The sequence below is a fragment of the Streptosporangium sp. NPDC087985 genome (assembly GCF_044741965.1).
Classification (GTDB): domain Bacteria; phylum Actinomycetota; class Actinomycetes; order Streptosporangiales; family Streptosporangiaceae; genus Streptosporangium.
The window spans coordinates 500,545-517,335 of sequence record NZ_JBIUTQ010000001.1; the positions used below are offsets into that span (position 1 = coordinate 500,545).

Sequence of the window (16,791 nt, forward strand, 5' to 3'; positions counted from 1 at the left end):
GGTTGAGGCCGCACGATGGTTGACATGCGACGTGGATCTTCGGCCGGCGAGGTACCCGCCGGACCGGGCCTCCGGGAGCGGCAGGTCAGGCGCTCTACGGAAACGACAGGGGACCCGCCTTCCGGCGGGTCCCCTGTCGCAGGCTCCGGCTACGCGGCCGTTCACATCAACGGCCCGGCGGTTGTCCCGGCGTGTCAGCCGATGCGCCAGGTGTCTCCGGCGAGCAGCAGCTCGTCCAGGTCGCCCCTGCCGCGCTCACCGGCGGCCTCCTCCAGCTGCGCGGCCATCAGCTCGTCGTAGGACGGACGCTCCACGCTCCGGAAGACCCCGATCGGGACGTGCTCGAAGGCGGGCTCGTCCAGCCGGGACAGGGCGAAGGCCAGGGACGGGTCGGCGCGGTGGACGTCGTGGACGAGGATCTCGTCCTCGCTCACCGCGGACCGCGGAACGACCTCGATGCCGCCGTCGGCCGCGCGCCGTACCGCCTTGGAGGCCGAGACGATCGGCTGGCCGTGCTCCAGGCGCAGCGTGATGTCGTCACGCTGCTCCGGGTCCTTCAACTGCTCGAAGGCGTTGTCGTTGAAGATGTTGCAGTTCTGGTAGATCTCGACCAGGGAGGTGCCCTTGTGCTCGGCGGCCTCGCGCAGCACCGACTGCAGGTGCTTGCGGTCGGAGTCGATGGTCCGGGCCACGAAGGAGGCCTCGGCGCCGATCGCCAGCGAGATCGGGTTGAACGGCCTGTCCAGCGAGCCCATCGGGGTGGACTTGGTGACCTTGCCGACCTCGGAGGTGGGCGAGTACTGGCCCTTGGTCAGGCCGTAGATCCTGTTGTTGAACAGCAGGATGTTCAGGTTGACGTTACGGCGCAGCGCGTGGATCAGGTGGTTGCCGCCGATGGACAGCGCGTCGCCGTCACCGGTGATCACCCACACCGACAGGTCGGGACGCGAGGCGGCCAGCCCGGTCGCGATCGCCGGGGCGCGGCCGTGGATCGAGTGGAAACCGTAGGTGTCCATGTAGTACGGGAACCGGGAGGAGCAGCCGATGCCCGAGACGAACACCATGTTCTCGCGCTTGAGACCGAGCTCGGGAACGAAGGACTGGACCGCGGCCAGGATCGCGTAGTCACCGCAGCCCGGGCACCAGCGGACCTCCTGGTCGGACTTGAAGTCCTTCATGCCCAGTTTGACGTCGGACTTGGGGACCAGGGACAGGCCCCTGCCGTTGCTGATGAGGTCACTCACTGTCGATCACGTCCTGGATCACGCCGGCCAGCTCCTCGGCCTTGAACGGAAGTCCGCGCACGCGGTTGTAGCTGATGATGTCGACCAGGAAACGGGCGCGGAGCAGCAGCGCGAGCTGGCCGAGGTTGATCTCGGGGAGCAACACCTTGTCGTAGGCCCGCAGGACCTCGCCCGTGTTGGCCGGAAGCGGGTTGAGGTGCCGCAGATGGGCCTGGGCGACCTTGCCGCCCGACTTCCTGATCCGCCGTACGGCCGCCGCGATCGGACCGTAGGTGGAGCCCCACCCCAGGACCAGCACCCGGGCGTCGCCATCGGAGTCGTCGACCTCCAGCGGCGGGATGTCCTGGGCGATCCCGTCGATCTTGGCTTGACGGAGCCGGACCATCCGGTCGTGGTTGTCGGGGTCGTAGGAGATGTTGCCGGTGTTCTCGGCCTTCTCGATGCCGCCGATCCGGTGCTCCAGCCCCGCGGTGCCCGGGATGGCCCAGGGACGGGCCAGGGTCTCGGTGTCACGCTTGAACGGCAGGAAGGTCGTGCCGTCCTCGCCGTTGGGCGCGGTGGCGAACTCGACGGAGATGTCCGGCAGCTCGGCCGCGCTGGGCACCTTCCACGGCTCGGAGCCGTTGGCGAGGTAGCCGTCGGACAGCAGCATGACCGGCGTGCGGTACTTCACCGCGAGGCGGGCCGCCTCGATGGCCGCGTCGAAGCAGTCGGACGGGGTGGACGGCGCCACGATCGGCAGCGGCGACTCACCGTTACGGCCGAACATGGCCATGAGGAGGTCGGTCTGCTCGGTCTTGGTGGGCATGCCGGTGCTCGGCCCCGCGCGCTGCACGTCAACCACGATGAGCGGCAGCTCGGTGGTCACCGCCAGGCCGACGGTCTCGGCCTTCAGCGCCACACCGGGGCCGGAGGTCGTGGTGACGCCGAGCGCCCCGCCGAAGGCGGCGCCGAGCGCCGCGCCGACGCCGGCGATCTCGTCCTCGGCCTGGAAGGTGCGGATGCCGAACCGCTTGTGCCTGGACAGCTCGTGCAGGATGTCGCTGGCCGGGGTGATCGGGTAGGAGCCGAGGAACAGCGGCAGCTTCGACTGCACGGAGGCGGCGATCAGGCCGTAGGCGAGGGCCTGGTTGCCGGAGATGTTGCGGTAGACGCCGGGGGGCAGCTGGGCCGGCTTGACCTCGTAGGAGACCGAGAAGGACTCGGTGGTCTCCCCGTAGTTCCAGCCCGCCTGGAAGGCCGCGATGTTCGCCTTGGCGATGTCGGGCTTCTTGGCGAACTTGTTCTCCAGGAACTGGATCGTCGCCTCGGTCGGCCGGTGGTAGAGCCAGCTCAGCAGCCCGAGGGCGAACATGTTCTTGGAGCGCTCGGCGTCCTTCTTCGACAGCGCGAAGCCTTCGAGCGCCTTGACCGTCAGCGAGGTCAGCGGCACCGGGTGGACGCGCCACGCGGCGAGCGAGTCGTCCTCCAGGGGGTTGCCGTCGTAGCCCACCTTCTGCAGGCTGCGCTTGGTGAACTCGTCGGTGTTGGCGATGATGTCGGCCCCTCGCGGCAGGTCGCCGAGGTTGGCCTTCAGCGCGGCGGGGTTCATCGCGACCAGCACGTTCGGGGCGTCGCCCGGCGTGAGGATGTCATGGTCGGCGAAGTGCAGCTGGAAGCTCGACACGCCCGGCAGGGTCCCTGCGGGGGCGCGGATCTCCGCGGGGAAGTTGGGAAGGGTCGACAGGTCGTTGCCGAACTCGGCGGTTCCCGCGGTGAAGCGATCACCGGTCAGCTGCATGCCATCGCCGGAGTCTCCGGCGAACCGGATGATCACGCGATCGAGTTGCTGAACCTGCTTGGTCACAGCTCGGTCCTCCTCGACGCGATAGGGCGCCGTTGCTGGTTGCGCGTTGTTAGTTCCATGCTAGATCCCTTGGAGTGACGCGTAATGTCTCGCGTTGCCGGATCCTTCGGAGTGGCGCGTAATTTTCTGCGTCTCACTCGGTGGAGGAATGCGACTACGTTGCACATTCTCGGCGGCCGCGGAGCCGGAGTCTGAGCGCGGGCGTCGCGCGTGCGGCCGGGCGACCCGGCCTACGGGGGTCATGATCGTGAGCGGCCGGCCCGACACAGCCCGGCAGCGAGCCGGCACAGGTCCACATGCAGGCGGCCGAAGAGGACAGTTGGCGTCACGATGCCCAACTATATGTCTCGTCCGAGATCAGGGCTCATCGCCTGCGGCTATGTGCCCATAGCTGCAGGTTATGGCATTGACTGCTTCTCCAGTGCGCGGGTGAAACCGCCGGACACACCCGTGTTGTCACCGGACGCGGCGGAATCATATGTCCTGCCGGGCTGCATGCCGCGCGAGCCGTACAGTTCGGGGACGGTGACGAAGGTGTACCCCTTCTCCGCCAGGCGCCGCAGGATCTCGGGGGCCGCGTCGACGGTCGAGCCGTGGACGTCGTGCATGAGGACGATCGCTCCCGGCCTGGCTTCCGAGACGGCCCGGTCGGCGATGACCCTGGGGTCGGAGGTGCCCAGATCCTTGGGGTCCACGTTCCACCGGACCACCGACAGGCCCAGCCGGCGCGCCACGGAGGCGACCTGGGCGTTGCTCGCGCCGTACGGCGGGCGCATCAGCGTGGGAACCTGCCAGATCGCCTGGGTGATCGCGTACTGGTCGCGGTTGAGCTGGTCGAAGATCCGGTTGGCGGGCAGGGTGGTCAGGTCGCGATGGGACCAGGTGTGGTTGGCCACCAGGTGCCCCTCCTGTCGCATCCGCCGGAGCAGCTCGGGGCGGGTGGAGACGTTGGAGCCGACGGTGAAGAAGGTCGCCCTGGCACCCTTGCGGGCGAGGATGTCCAGCAGCCGTCCGGTGTCCGGGCCCGGCCCGTCGTCGTAGGTCAGCGCGATGCACTTGGCCTTGGCGCAGTCCACGCTGCCCGCTTTGGAGCTCTGCGCCGGAAGCTTGGTCGTGTCCGCCGTCCTGATGGACTCGATCGACTCCATCGACGGTTCCTCCGCCGTCGCCGAGGCCGCCTGCTGCGCGCGCAACCCCGTCTCCGACAGCAGCGGCTTCGCCTCGGAGGCGGGTACGGCCACCGCCACCCGGCCGAGGGATCCCTCCCCCACCTGGTAGTCGTCGAACTCCACGACGAGGTCGCCGCGCGGGTTGAAGCTGAGGGAGTCGAACAGTTTCGCATCCGGTCTGACCGCCTGCGGGTTCACTCTCGGCCCCCGGTCGGTCAGCTTCTGCCGGACGAGCCGGGCCAGTTCGACCAGCTCGGATCTGCCCTTGAGGAGGGCGCTGGAGTCCAGGGCGCGCCTGTTCACCCGGTCGTACCAGACAGTGGTGCGGGCCTCGGACCAGCCGGATCCGAGGGTCTGGCCGATGCGGAGCCGGACACCGATCACCTGGCCGGACGCGGCGGTGAGCTGCCAGTCCACGTTGAACTCGGGATGGGAGCGGGCGGTGCTCGTGGAGGGGTCCCTGCCGAACCGGTCGAGATCCTCGATGATCGTCCGGTGGAGCTTCTCCGTGAGGCGGGGGGCGTCGTCGACCGAGGGGTAGGAGGCGTACACGCGCCGGTCCCCGGAGTCACCTCCGCTCACTTCCAGGACGCTCAGCCCGTGGACCCGCGACGGGTCCACGTAGTTGATCATCGTGGGTTCGGAGGGGAGGGGGTGTTTCGCGAGAGGGGAGAGGGCGGTCAGACCACACCCCGTTGCGGTGGCGGCAACCAGCGCGATTCCTCCGACGAATCGCAGTTTGGGCATGAATGACACAGTAAACGTGATTTGTTAGCTTTTGCCGGGTTTTGGGGTTAATCGGGAAGAGGTTTGGACCGTGAGGGTGCAACTGCTTCGCCAAGTGACGGCGACGCCGGATACTGCTATAGGTGAGGGGGAGAGGACTCCGTCCGGCGGAGCTCTCGGGGAGGATCCATGAGCGGGTATTTCAGCTCCTACGGGCTGGTCCTCACGCTGTTCGCGATCGGGCTGGTGATCGTCGCGGGGGCGCTGTCCGTCAACCGGCTGCTCCGCCCCCACCGCCCGACTCCCGAGAAGCTGCTGACCTACGAGTGCGGCGTCGACCCGGTCGGTGACGACTGGGCACAGTCCCAGATCCGTTACTACGTCTTCACCTATCTCTACGTGGTGTTCGCGGTGGACGCGGTCTTCCTCTTCCCGTGGGCGATGGTCTTCGCCGCCCCCGGCTTCGGGATGACCACCCTGGTGGAGATGTTCGTCTTCCTGGGCTTCATCGCGCTCGGGATCCTGTACGCCTGGCGCAAGCGCGTGCTCACCTGGACCTGACGTGCTCACCTGGACCTGAGAACAGGTCGGCCGGGCGAGCGGCATCATCGACGCTGAAGGAGAATGGGTGTCATGGCAGACCTTCCGATGCCCACCGTGGGGCCGGTCTCCCGGCTGGCCCCCAGACCCATGCGCTTCATCCTCAACTGGGGACGGCGCTACTCGCTCTGGGCGTTCAACTTCGGCCTGGCCTGCTGTGCCATCGAGTTCATCGCGACCTCGATGAGCCGGCACGACTTCATCAGGTTCGGGGTCATTCCGTTCGCCAACGGTCCCCGGCAGGCCGATCTGATGATCGTCTCAGGCACGGTGACCGACAAGATGGCCCCCGCGGTCAAGCGGCTCTACGAGCAGATGCCCGACCCCAAGTACGTGATCTCCTTCGGCGCCTGCTCCAACTCCGGCGGCCCGTACTGGGACTCCTACTGCGTCACCAAGGGCGTCGACCAGATCATCCCGGTGGACGTCTACGTCCCCGGCTGCCCGCCCCGGCCCGAGGCGCTGCTCCACGGCATCATGATGCTCCAGGAGAAGATCGCCGCCGAGAACCTGAGCGACCGCTATGTCTGACCCCACGAGGAGCTGAGCGTATGAGCAGCGGCGAGGGGCACGGCACCGCCGTCGCCATCCAGGAGCGGTACGGCACGCGCGCCCAGGTGTCGGAGTCGTTCGGCGAGATCACGGTGGACGTCCAGCCCGGCGACTGGATCGACCTGCTGGAGTTCGCCCGTTCCGGAGGATACGAGTTCTTCGACTGGCTGACCGCGGTGGACGACCCGCCGGACGGGTTCTCGGTGGTCGCCCACGTGTTCGATCCCGACACGCACGGGCACCTGCTGCTGCGCACCCGGGTTCCCCGCGCCGACCCCCGCCTGCCCAGCGCGGTCGGTGTCTTCCGGGGCGCCGACTGGCACGAGCGCGAGACCTTCGAGATGTTCGGTGTGATCTTCGAGGGTCACCCGAACCTGGTCCCGCTGCTGCTGCCCGACGGCTTCGAGGGCTTCCCGCTGCGCAAGGACTTCGTGCTGGCCGCGCGGGTCGCCAAGGCCTGGCCGGGGGCCAAGGAGCCCGGCGAGTCCGATCACGGCTCGCCGAGCCGCCGCAAGACCCTCCCGCCCGGCGTGCCCGCCGACTGGGGACGTGATGGCTGAGGTGCTCGACGGTTGGAGGGCGTGATGGCTGAGGTGCTCGACGTCGCTGTCCGGCTCGTTGGGATCGTCGTGGTCTTCCTCGTGCTGCCGCTGGTCGCCGGGCAGACCGAGCACAAGGTCATGGCGCACATGCAGGCGCGCCTCGGCCCGATGTACGCCGGGGGTTTCCACGGCTGGGCGCAGCTCATCGCGGACGGGGTCAAGTTCGTCCAGAAGGAGGACGTGGTCCCGGCCGCCGCCGACCGCCGGGTCTTCGCCCTGGCACCCGGGGTGGCCCTGATCCCCTATCTCGTGGTGATGGCCGTCATCCCGATCGGACCGGGCCTGGTCGGGGCGGACCTGGACGCCGGGCTGTTCTTCGTCCTGGCCGTGATGGGAGTCGGTGTGCTCGGCGCGATCATGGCCGGGTGGTCGTCGGGGAACAAGTACTCGGTCCTCGGCGGCATACGCTCGGCGGCCCAGCTCATGTCCTACGAGCTGCCGCTGGTCCTGGCGGCCTCCAGCGTCGCGATGGCCGCGGGAACCCTCTCCCTGCCGGGGATCGTGGAGGCCTGGCAGTGGTGGTGGCTGCCCTGGCAGGCGATCGGCGGCGTGATCTTCTTCGTGGCGGGGCTCGCCGAGCTGCGCCGCCCGCCGTTCGACATGCCGATCGCGGACTCCGAGATCATCATGGGCCCGATTACCGAATACACCGGGATCAGGTTCGCCCTGTTCATGCTGGCCGAGTACGCCGGGATCATCGTTATCTCCGCGCTCACCAGCGTGCTGTTCCTGGGCGGCTGGCACGGACCCTTCCTGCCCGGGCCCCTGTGGATGCTCATCAAGGTGTTCATCCTGGTGTTCGTGGTGATCTGGGTCCGGGTGAGCTTCCCCCGGCTCCGCGAGGACCAGCTCCAGAAACTCGCCTGGGTAGGCCTGGTGCCGCTGGCACTGGTCCAGCTCGCGCTGACGGGGGTCGTCAAAGTTCTCGCGGGGTGAGCTGATTGACGATCCCCGGAGTGATGTCGGCGGCTGTGGACCGGTTATCGAACACACAGACTGTGGATAACGGCTGTGGATAACTGCGGCGGGCGGCCGGGAGGGGCCGGGAGCCGCTTCTACCGGGCCACCGGATTCCCGAGTGAACCCCTATGCGCCATGATGTTGAGTTGTGGCACGGATACCAGGAGTGGGGTTGGTGAAGGGGCTCTCCGTCACCCTTCGCCACATGCTGAGCAGATCGGTGACCCAGCAGTACCCCGACGTTCGACCGGACCTGCCCCCCCGGAGCCGGGGGGTGATCGCCCTGGTCGAGGAGAACTGCACGGTGTGCATGCTCTGCGCCCGCGAGTGTCCCGACTGGTGCATCTACATCGACTCCCACAAGGAGACCCTCCCCGCCCCCGAGGGCGGCCGTCCCCGTGCCCGCAACATGCTCGACCGCTTCGCGATCGACTTCTCCCTCTGCATGTACTGCGGGATCTGCATCGAGGTCTGCCCGTTCGACGCCCTGTTCTGGTCTCCGGAGTTCGAGTACGCCGAGGGCGACATCCGTAACCTCCTCCACGAGAAGGACAGACTGGCCGCCTGGGCGCAGACCGTCCCCCCGCCTCCGGCCCACGAGCCCAACGCCGATCCCCCGAAGGAACTGGCCGCGGACTCCCGCCCCGTCCGCCCCCGTCCCGGGGTCACCGGCCCCGGCGCGACCCGGGCCGCCCCGAGCGCGGGGCACGCCGGTGTCCGGGCCATCCGGCCGCCGGGAGCCCTCCCCAGGAAGGACGACGACTCATCCACAGGCGGGCCGTCTGTCGAGAAGTTATCCACAGGTGGGGGCGGTGTGTCCCGGGCGGTGGGAAAACCGGAGCAGACTTCCTCCACGGATCCGAACGAAGAGCCTGAGGAGGAGACGTGACCGGAGTGCCGTCCTATCTGTCACCGACCGGGCAGGAGATCGTCTTCCTGCTGCTGGGCGCGGTGGCCGTCGGATCGGCGCTGCTGGTGGTGACCACCAAACAGCTCGTCCACGCAGCCCTCTGGCTGGTCGTCTGCTTCGGCGCGCTCGCCGGGGGCTACCTGGTCCTGACGGCTGAGTTCGTCGCCTGGGTCCAGGTCCTGATCTACGTCGGCGCGATCGTGGCCCTGCTCCTGTTCGGCCTCATGCTCACCCGCGCCCCGATCGGCAGAACCGCCGACCTCGACAGCCGTAACCGGCCGGCCGCCGCGGTCGTGGCGATCGCCACCGCCGTCGTGCTGGTCACCGTGGTCGTCGACGGCTTCCGCACGGCCTACGCCCCGCTGGAATCCGGCGGCGGCTCGGCCAAGGAGCTCGGCTCCAGCATCTTCCGGAACTGGGTGCTCCCGTTCGAGGCGCTCTCGGTCCTCCTGCTCGCCGCACTGATCGGTGCCATCGTCCTGTCCCGCACTGACATCCGTGGGAGGGACTGACGTTGCACATCGTCTATCCGGCCGTCGTCTCTGCGCTGCTGTTCTCCATCGGGGTGTACGGCGTGCTCGCCCGCCGCAACACGATCCTCATCCTGATGTCCGTCGAGCTCATGCTCAACGCGGTCAACCTCAACCTGGTCGCGTTCGATGTGTGGCTGCGTGACCGGTTGCACGGCGGTCAGGTCCTCACGCTGTTCGTCATCGTGATCGCCGCCGCCGAGGTCGGTCTCGGTCTCGCGATCGTCCTCGCGCTCTACCGCAACCGCCAGACCGTGGACCTCGACCGCCTCCGCGGCCTGGCCGAGCCCTCTGACTCCGGCACCGCTCAAGCCCAGTCCGAGGGACCGGCCCGGGACCCGTCCCTCGCCGAGCCCCCCGTCGCCGGCCAGGGCCGATCCGCGCCCGGAACGGCCGTCAGGTCAGGTGAGACGCCATGATCATCGTCGCCGCGCTCGCCATCCTGCTGCCGTTCCTCGCGGCGGCCTGCGGGCTGCTGGGATCCCGGTTCCCCCGGGGCCTCCGGGGCGGAGCCGCCGACGTGGCCGCTGGCCGCCGGGCCGCCTGGATCGCGGTCGTGCCCACCGCGCTCTCCACGGCACTCGCGGCCTGGCTGGCCTACGCCGGCTGGACCGGGGCGGGGCCGGGTGAGCCGTTCACCCCTCCCGGCGCCGCGGGCCCGCTGGGGATCACCGGCGTCACCGGAACGCTCGACGTGATCGACACGGGCTCGGTGCCGATCACGGTCGGACTGCTCGTCGACGGCCTCTCCGCCTTGATCGCGGTGCTGGTCACCGTGGTCGCGCTGGCCGTGCAGATCTACTCGATCGGCTATCTGGCCGGTGACCGGCGCTACCCGTCCTACAGCGCGTTCATCAGCCTGTTCACCAGTGCCATGCTCCTGGTCGTCTACGCGGCCGACCTCCTCGTCCTCTACGTCGGCTGGGAGATCATGGGCATCTGCTCCTACCTGCTGATCGGGCACTGGTGGGAGGAGCGGGCCAACTCGCGGGCGGCGGTCAAGGCGTTCCTGGTCACCCGGCTCGGCGACGTGGGTTTCCTGTTCGGCGTCTTCGTCCTCGGCACGGCGGCCGGCAGTTTCAAAATCGCCGACGTCATCGTCAAGGTGCCCCAGATGTCCTCCGGCACGATCGTCGCCGCGACCCTGCTGCTGCTCGCCGGAGTCGTCGGGAAGAGCGCGCAGGTGCCGCTGCACGTCTGGCTCCCCGACGCGATGGCCGGTCCGACTCCGATCAGCGCCCTCATCCACGCGGCCACCATGGTCGCGGCCGGAATCTTCGCCGTCGCCCGCCTCTACCCCGTCTTCCTCGGTGCCGGCCCCACCATGGACGTCCTCGCGGTCCTCGCGGCGCTCGGCATGCTGGGCGCCGCCCTGGCCGCTCTGGCACAGGACGACCTGAAACGCGTCCTCGCCTACTCCACGATCAGCCAGCTCGCCTACATGGCCGGCGCCCTGGCCGCCGGATCCGAGAGCGCGGCGATCTTCCATCTGATCACCCATGGCGCCTTCAAGGCCCTGCTCTTCCTCTGCGCCGGAGCGGTGATCCATGCCGTGGGCTCCAATCTGATGAGCGCGATGGGAGGACTCCGCAGGGAGCTCCCCGTCACCTTCGTCACGATGACGATCGGTTTCGCCGCCCTGATGGGCCTGCCCCCGGCCAGCGGCTTCTTCAGCAAGGACGAGGTGCTGGTGGCCATCGAGCGCGCCCTGTCGGCCGGGCCGCTCACCGACGCGGCCGCCCTGCTGCTGTACGGCTGCGCGCTGGCCACGGTCGCGGTGACCGGCGCCTACGCCACCCGCGCATGGCTGCGGACCTTCTTCGGGGAGCGTTCCGCCGGTGCCCTTCCCGGACCGGGGCCGGGCACCGCCCACGAGGTGCCGGCCGTCATGCGCTGGCCGATCGTCGTCCTCGCCGTCCCCGCCCTCTTCCTGGGCTCCGTGGGCGTCGCCGACGTCCACTGGGGCACGGCCGCTCTCACCGTCGGGCTGGCGCTGCTGGGTGCCGGTGTGGTCTACACGATGTGGCGCAGTGACCCCTCAGCCGATCCGGCCCGTGTGCTCGGCCCCCTCCGTGCCCCCTGCGAGCAGGCCTTCTACGCCGACTCCCTCTACACCGTGCTGTCCGTCCGGCCCGTGCTCCTCCTCGCCCAGATGGTCGCCCGCGCCGACGACCGCGTGGTCGACGGCGCGGTGCGCGGCTCGGGCCGGGCGACCGTGAGACTGGCGGGCCTGGTGCGCCTGGCACAGAACGGCAACGCCCAGCTCTACATCACCGGCCTGCTCGCCGGAGTCCTCCTCCTCGCGGTCGGGGCGGTGATCTTCGGGTGAGTTCCCTCCCTCCGTTCTCGGCCGCCCCCGTGGTGTCCGCCGACTTGCCCGGCGGTGATGCGACGGCGAACGCGGTCCCGGCCGCGTCATGCGCGTACGGTGGCCGGCTCACGGCTCTGACCCCGGGTGAGGTGGCCGGATCATGAACTGGGTGTTGATCGCACTTCTCGGGGTGCCGCTGGCAGGTGCGGCCGTACTGCTCGCACCGTTCGGACCGGACAGCGCGGCCAGGGGGCGGTTGCTCCGTACGCACGCCCTGGCCGTGTCCGGGGTCACGTTCGCGCTGTCCGTGGTGCTGGCCGCCGGGTTCGACTACGGCGACCCGGCCCGGGTGCAGTTCTCGACCGACCTGGCCTGGGTCCCGGGGCTGGACCTCAGGTTCCACCTCGGGGTGGACGGGATCTCGCTGCCACTGGTCGTGCTGACCACGCTGCTGACCTTCCTGTGCTCCGTCTACCTGTGCTGGGGCCGTGCCGACGGGCCGGGACAGCTGCTGCGGCCCAAGCCGGGCGGCAACCGGCCCCGGGCCCTGGTGTTCACGCTGCTCGTCCTCGAAGTAGGCATGATCGGCACGTTCCTCGCGCTCGACCTGCTGCTGTTCTTCGTGTTCTTCGAGGTCGTCCTCATCCCGATGTACTTCGTGATCGCCGTCTGGGGCGGGCCTGCCCGCCGGGCGGCGGCGGCCAAGTTCATCCTCTACACGCTGCTCGGCTCCGTCGTGCTCCTGCTCGGACTCCTTCTCATCTGGGCACAGACCGGCACCCTGGACATGACCGCCCTCGCCCGAGCCCGGGGATCGGGAATGTCCCCCTCGGTTCAGGTCCTCGCCTTCCTCGCCGTGGGCATCGGCCTGGCGGTCAAGACCCCCATGTGGCCGCTGCACACCTGGCTGCCCGCCGCCCACACCGAGGCGCCCACCGTCGGCTCGGTGCTCCTCGCGGGCGTGCTGCTCAAGATGGGCACCTACGGCCTCGCCCGGATCGCCATCCCGATCCTGCCCCATGGCGCCTCGGCCGTGGCCCCCTGGCTCGGCGCCTTCGCGGTGATCGGCATCATCTACGGCTCCCTCGCCTGCCTGGCCCAGCGTGACCTCAAACGCATGATCGCCTACTCCTCCATCGGTCACATGGGCTTCGTCCTGCTGGGCCTGGCCACGCTCACCCCGGTCGGGATCAACGGCGCGCTGTTCGGCAACATCGCCCACGGCCTGATCACCGCCCTGCTGTTCTTCGTCGTCGGGGCGGTCAAGGAGCGTTACGGCACCGCCGACATGCCCGCACTCGGTGGCGGCATGCTGTCGCGCCTGCCCCATCTCGGCTCCGTGCTCACCTTCGCCTGCGTCGCCTCTCTCGGGCTGCCCGGCCTGGCGGGTTTCTGGGGCGAGATGCTGCCCCTCCTCGGCGCCTTCGAGCCCGCCGCGGCGCTGTCTCGCCCGCTCTACCTGGTCTTCATGGCCGCCGGAGGTGTCGGCACCGTCCTGACCGCCGCCTACTTCCTGCTCATGCTCTCCCGCGTCACCCACGGCCGGTCCGTCGAGACCGTCCACGCCCCGGTGCTCACCGAGGTGGGCGGGAGAGGCGGCGGCCGGCCGCGGACCGCGGCGGGCGTCGGGATCGCGGGCATGCGGGACGTCACCGGTTACGAGCTGGCCACCTGGGTGCCCCTGATCGCGCTGATCCTGCTGCTCGGTCTCTGGCCGAAGACGCTTCTCCTCGTCACCGACCCGGTGGTCCAGAGCCTCCTGGGGGCGCCGTGATCCAGTCGATCGACTACTACGCGGTCGCGCCGCTGCTGGTCCTCGTGCTCACCGCCGGGCTCGTGCTGCTCCTGGACGTCTTCCTGCCCCGCGCGCCGTACGCCCGGCCCGCGCTCGGCGCGGTCACCCTGGCAGGAGTGCTGGGAGCTCTGGCCGTGGTGGTCGCGCAGGCGGTGCGGGGCGGAGATCCGATGCGGACCTTGTGCGTGCCCGCCGGGCTGCCCGGCCCCGCCAGGGCCGGCATCGGTCCGCTGAACCTCGGAACCCTTGCGTCAGGGCCGGGTGGGCCGGCTGGAGACTCCTCGGCGCTGTGCTCGTTCGTGGTCGACGACTTCACGTTGATCTTCGCGGGTCTCGCACTGGCCGCCGGAGTCATCGTGGTGCTGCTGTCGATGGCGGAGCTCTCCTCCGGAGACGTCCCCGTCGGAGAGTGGTACTTCCTGCTGCTGTGCACGCTGATCGGCGCGGTCGCCCTGCCCGCCTCCCGTGACCTGGTCATGCTCGTGGTCGCGCTGGAGCTGGTCTCGCTGCCGGTGTTCGCGCTCACGGCCCTGCGGCGCTACGACGGCCGGAGCTCGGAGGCGGCGGTCAAGCTGTTCCTCGTCTCCGTGGTCTCCACCGCGGTGATGCTCTTCGGGGTCTCCCTGCTGTACGGCATGACCGGGACCGTCTACCTCGACCGGCTGGCCCAAGTTCTGCGGGAGCCCCTCACGGGGGCCGCGGCCGGTTCCGGAGCAGGACAGGCCGTAGCCGCCGGGGCCTACACCTCCACGCTCCAGATCGTCTACGACCTGCCGCCGGTGCTCACTGTGGCAATGGTCCTGGTGCTCGCCGGGTTCGCCTTCAAGGTCGCGGCAGTCCCGTTCCACGCGTGGGCGGGTGACGTCTACCAGGGCGCCCCGGTCCCGGTCGCCGCCCTGCTCTCGGTGATCTCCAAGGCCGCCGGGTTCGCCGGGCTGATCCTCATCCTGTTCGCCGCGCTGCGGGGCCAGATCGCCGTCTGGGCCCCGCTGGTCGCGATCATCGCCGCGCTGACGATGACCGTCGGCAACCTGCTGGCCCTGCGCCAGCGCCATGCCGTGCGCCTGCTCGCCTGGTCCTCGGTCGCCCAGTCGGGCTACATCCTGGCGCCCCTCGGAGTCCGCAGCAACGAGGCGGTGAGCGCCTCGATCGCCTACCTGGTGTTCTACGCGGCGATGAATCTCGGCGCGTTCGCGGTGGTCATGCTGGTGTCGCGACGCGGTGGCCGGAACGAGCTGGACGACTACCGGGGCCTGGCGTTCCGCAACCCGGTGGCCGGAGTGGCACTGGCCTTCTTCCTGATCTGCCTCGCGGGCCTGCCACCGGGACTGGCCGGGCTGTTCGCCAAGATCGTGGTGTTCCGCGAGATCGTCGACGGAGGCGGGGGCTGGCTGGCCGTGGTCATGGCCGTCAACACGGTCATCGGGCTCTACTACTACCTTGCCTGGGCCGTACGGATCTTCACCCCGGTCCCGGTGGCCGAGAGCGCCGGCGTTCCCCCCGCGGAGGGCGGTAGCCGTACCCGGTGGGCGCCGGTAGGTGTGGCGATCGTGCTGGCGGGAGCCGTCGCGGTGGTCTTCTCGATCGCCCCGCAGGCGGTGCTCGGCCTCCTGCCAGGGGTGTTCACCGCCCCCGGCTGAACACCCCTGGGAACGTTCGGCCCGGCCGGAGACGTTGTCACTGGTGAATCGGCATCAACCGAAAGGGGGGTGCAGTGCACCACAACGGTCTGCGTACCGCGGTCCTTCTCGGCGCACTGTCCGCGGTGATCATCGCGGTGGGGGCATGGCTGGGCGGCGGCGCGGGCGTGCAGATCGCGGTTCTGATCGCGCTGGGGACCAACGGCGTCGCCTACTTCTTCTCCGACCGGATCGCCCTGTCCGCCATGCGCGCCCGGCCGGTGGGCGAGGTCGAGCAGCCCACCCTCTACCGGATCGTGCGCCAGCTCTCCACCGAGGCCCGCCAGCCCATGCCCCGGCTGTACGTCTCGCCGACCATGCAGCCCAACGCCTTCGCCACAGGCCGCAACCCCCGCAACGCCGCGGTCTGCGTGACCTACGGCATCACCCAGCTCCTCGACGAGCGCGAGCTGCGCGGGGTCATCGGGCACGAGCTGTCCCATGTCTACAACCGGGACATCCTGATCTCCTCGGTGGCGGGCGCGCTTGCCACGATGATCACTTACCTCGGATACGTCGGCCTGCTCTTCGGCGGCGGGGACGACGACGAGGGCCCCGGTTTCATCGGCGTCCTGCTCATGATGGTGCTCGGCCCGGTCGCCGCCGGGATGATCCAGATGGCCATCTCCCGCTCCCGCGAGTATCAGGCGGACGAGTCCGGGGCCCGGCTGACCGGTGATCCGCTGGCCCTCGCGTCGGCACTGAGGAAGATCGAGATGGGCACCCGGCAACTGCCGCTCCCCGAGAACGGCCGCCTCGCCTCCGCCTCGCACCTCATGATCGCCAATCCTTTCCGCGGTGCCGGGATCGGCCGGCTGTTCTCCACCCACCCGCCCACCGCCGAGCGCGTCGCCCGGCTGGAGCGGATGGCCGGTTACCGCCGCTGACCTCAGGTCAGGGACTGAGCCCGGAGACGATCGGGTTGCGGACGGAGTCGGGCACGGTGAAGGTGTCCACCGGCTGGGCAACGCCCGACCCCTGGTCCAGCCGATACCAGCTGTAGACGGCATTGTCCCCGTTGCCGGCCGCCTCGACCATCTGCAGGTCGAGGTGGCCGTCGCCGTCCCAGCGGAGCCGGATGGGGATCTTCGCGGCGGGGAGCGCGATCGGCTGCCGTGCGCCCGATCTCCCCGCCGCCACGTTCCACAGGCCGATGGCCGAGTCGTCGGAGGTGAAGTAGGCGACGGTCGTACCGTCCGGGCTGAGCGCACCTCCTACGGGGACGCGTCCCTTCTCGGCCAGGGTGGCCGTCGAGTAGATCCCGGCCCTGAACTCGTCGTCGACGGCGAGCATCAGCTTGGCGTCGGGACTGAAGCTCCACGGCCGCAGTCCCGGCGGCACCGCCGAGCTCCTCCCGTTCCGCGCGTTGAGGACCCTGTCGGCCTGCCCGCTGCCCAGAACCACGTAACGCCCGGCGGGGGCGAGGTCGATCCGCGTGGAGCGCAGCTGGCGCGACCACTGCACCCCAGGGACCTCGCGCACCCCTCCGGTGGACATGTCCCGGATGACGAGTGCCCCGTCCTCCCGCCGGAAGTAGGCGATATACCCCCCGTCGGGAGACAGGGCGAGCGGCGCCGGTTGCTTACCGGCCTTCCCGGCGAACACCCGGGCGTCGGTGAGCTTGATCACCTGACCGCCCCAGGTCCAGAGCGTCCAGGGGGCGCAGACACAGCCGTCCATCCCCGCATAGCGGACTGAAGGCCCCGTGGCCTCCACCGCCATGTCCGCCTCCACCGGAGCCCCTGATCCCATGACCACGACGAGCACACCGATGAGAAGGGCCGACCGGCGGAACACCCTCAACGTGGGACCCCCTGAACTCATCGACAGGGGGACCGGCGCGTACGGGCCACTGTACGCGCCATAG

The 16,791-nt window shown here is 69.5% G+C and carries 15 protein-coding genes and 1 pseudogene; 11 read left to right on the forward strand and 5 right to left on the reverse strand.

Annotation, left to right across the window (positions count from 1 at the left end; translation table 11 throughout):
* Positions 1 to 194 precede the first annotated feature (194 nt).
* The 4 genes from ACIN94_RS02475 to ACIN94_RS02490 form a co-directional block, all read right to left on the reverse strand.
* Complete coding sequence (locus tag ACIN94_RS02475) at positions 195 to 1,244, reverse strand: 2-oxoacid:ferredoxin oxidoreductase subunit beta (protein ID WP_400698521.1); 1,050 nt, start codon at positions 1,242 to 1,244, stop codon at positions 195 to 197.
* Positions 1,237 to 3,090, reverse strand: a complete 1,854-nt coding sequence (locus tag ACIN94_RS02480) for a 2-oxoacid:acceptor oxidoreductase subunit alpha (RefSeq protein ID WP_400698523.1) — start codon at positions 3,088 to 3,090, stop codon at positions 1,237 to 1,239. Before ACIN94_RS02480 ends, ACIN94_RS02475 begins: the two co-directional genes overlap by 8 nt.
* Before the next feature lie 239 nt (positions 3,091 to 3,329).
* Positions 3,330 to 3,419, reverse strand: coding sequence for a putative leader peptide (locus ACIN94_RS02485; RefSeq protein ID WP_400698526.1), 90 nt, complete (start codon positions 3,417 to 3,419; stop codon positions 3,330 to 3,332).
* A 69-nt stretch (positions 3,420 to 3,488) separates the two neighbouring features.
* Complete coding sequence (locus ACIN94_RS02490; protein WP_400698528.1) at positions 3,489 to 5,006, reverse strand: polysaccharide deacetylase family protein; 1,518 nt, start codon at positions 5,004 to 5,006, stop codon at positions 3,489 to 3,491.
* Positions 5,007 to 5,174: 168 nt separating this feature from the next.
* Between ACIN94_RS02490 and ACIN94_RS02495 the strand changes: the two genes are divergently transcribed.
* From ACIN94_RS02495 to htpX, 11 genes and pseudogenes are all read left to right on the forward strand, one after another.
* Complete coding sequence (locus tag ACIN94_RS02495; protein ID WP_400698531.1) at positions 5,175 to 5,546, forward strand: NADH-quinone oxidoreductase subunit A; 372 nt, start codon at positions 5,175 to 5,177, stop codon at positions 5,544 to 5,546.
* An 87-nt stretch (positions 5,547 to 5,633) separates the two neighbouring features.
* Complete coding sequence (locus tag ACIN94_RS02500; RefSeq protein ID WP_400699939.1) at positions 5,634 to 6,116, forward strand: NADH-quinone oxidoreductase subunit B; 483 nt, start codon at positions 5,634 to 5,636, stop codon at positions 6,114 to 6,116.
* A 20-nt stretch (positions 6,117 to 6,136) separates the two neighbouring features.
* Positions 6,137 to 6,697 carry an NADH-quinone oxidoreductase subunit C gene (locus tag ACIN94_RS02505; protein WP_400698534.1) on the forward strand — a complete coding sequence of 187 codons (561 nt, stop codon included), beginning with the start codon at positions 6,137 to 6,139 and terminating at the stop codon, positions 6,695 to 6,697.
* Between the two features lie 24 nt (positions 6,698 to 6,721).
* Complete coding sequence (gene nuoH, locus ACIN94_RS02510; protein WP_400698535.1) at positions 6,722 to 7,675, forward strand: NADH-quinone oxidoreductase subunit NuoH; 954 nt, start codon at positions 6,722 to 6,724, stop codon at positions 7,673 to 7,675.
* Positions 7,676 to 7,904: 229 nt separating this feature from the next.
* Entirely contained in the window at positions 7,905 to 8,588 is a 684-nt protein-coding gene (locus tag ACIN94_RS02515) for a NuoI/complex I 23 kDa subunit family protein (RefSeq protein ID WP_400698538.1), read from the forward strand.
* Positions 8,585 to 9,121 carry an NADH-quinone oxidoreductase subunit J gene (locus ACIN94_RS02520; RefSeq protein WP_400698541.1) on the forward strand — a complete coding sequence of 179 codons (537 nt, stop codon included), beginning with the start codon at positions 8,585 to 8,587 and terminating at the stop codon, positions 9,119 to 9,121. The genes ACIN94_RS02515 and ACIN94_RS02520 overlap by 4 nt, the downstream gene beginning before the upstream one ends.
* Positions 9,122 to 9,123: 2 nt before the next feature.
* Positions 9,124 to 9,408: pseudogene (gene nuoK, locus ACIN94_RS02525) on the forward strand (NADH-quinone oxidoreductase subunit NuoK); the annotation flags it as partial.
* Positions 9,409 to 9,554: 146 nt separating this feature from the next.
* Positions 9,555 to 11,468 carry an NADH-quinone oxidoreductase subunit L gene (locus ACIN94_RS02530; RefSeq protein WP_400698544.1) on the forward strand — a complete coding sequence of 638 codons (1,914 nt, stop codon included), beginning with the start codon at positions 9,555 to 9,557 and terminating at the stop codon, positions 11,466 to 11,468.
* A 142-nt stretch (positions 11,469 to 11,610) separates the two neighbouring features.
* A complete protein-coding gene (locus ACIN94_RS02535) occupies positions 11,611 to 13,224 on the forward strand; it encodes a NuoM family protein (protein ID WP_400698547.1) in 1,614 nt (537 codons plus the stop codon).
* Positions 13,221 to 14,885, forward strand: a complete 1,665-nt coding sequence (locus ACIN94_RS02540; RefSeq protein WP_400698549.1) for an NADH-quinone oxidoreductase subunit N — start codon at positions 13,221 to 13,223, stop codon at positions 14,883 to 14,885. Before ACIN94_RS02535 ends, ACIN94_RS02540 begins: the two co-directional genes overlap by 4 nt.
* Positions 14,886 to 14,959: 74 nt before the next feature.
* Positions 14,960 to 15,811 carry a zinc metalloprotease HtpX gene (htpX, locus tag ACIN94_RS02545; RefSeq protein WP_400698552.1) on the forward strand — a complete coding sequence of 284 codons (852 nt, stop codon included), beginning with the start codon at positions 14,960 to 14,962 and terminating at the stop codon, positions 15,809 to 15,811.
* 7 nt (positions 15,812 to 15,818) lie between these two features.
* Here htpX and ACIN94_RS02550 read toward each other — a convergent pair whose 3' ends face one another.
* Positions 15,819 to 16,727: a WD40 repeat domain-containing protein gene (locus ACIN94_RS02550; RefSeq protein WP_400698555.1), complete on the reverse strand. Its 909-nt coding sequence runs from the start codon at positions 16,725 to 16,727 to the stop codon at positions 15,819 to 15,821.
* Positions 16,728 to 16,791 lie beyond the last annotated feature (64 nt).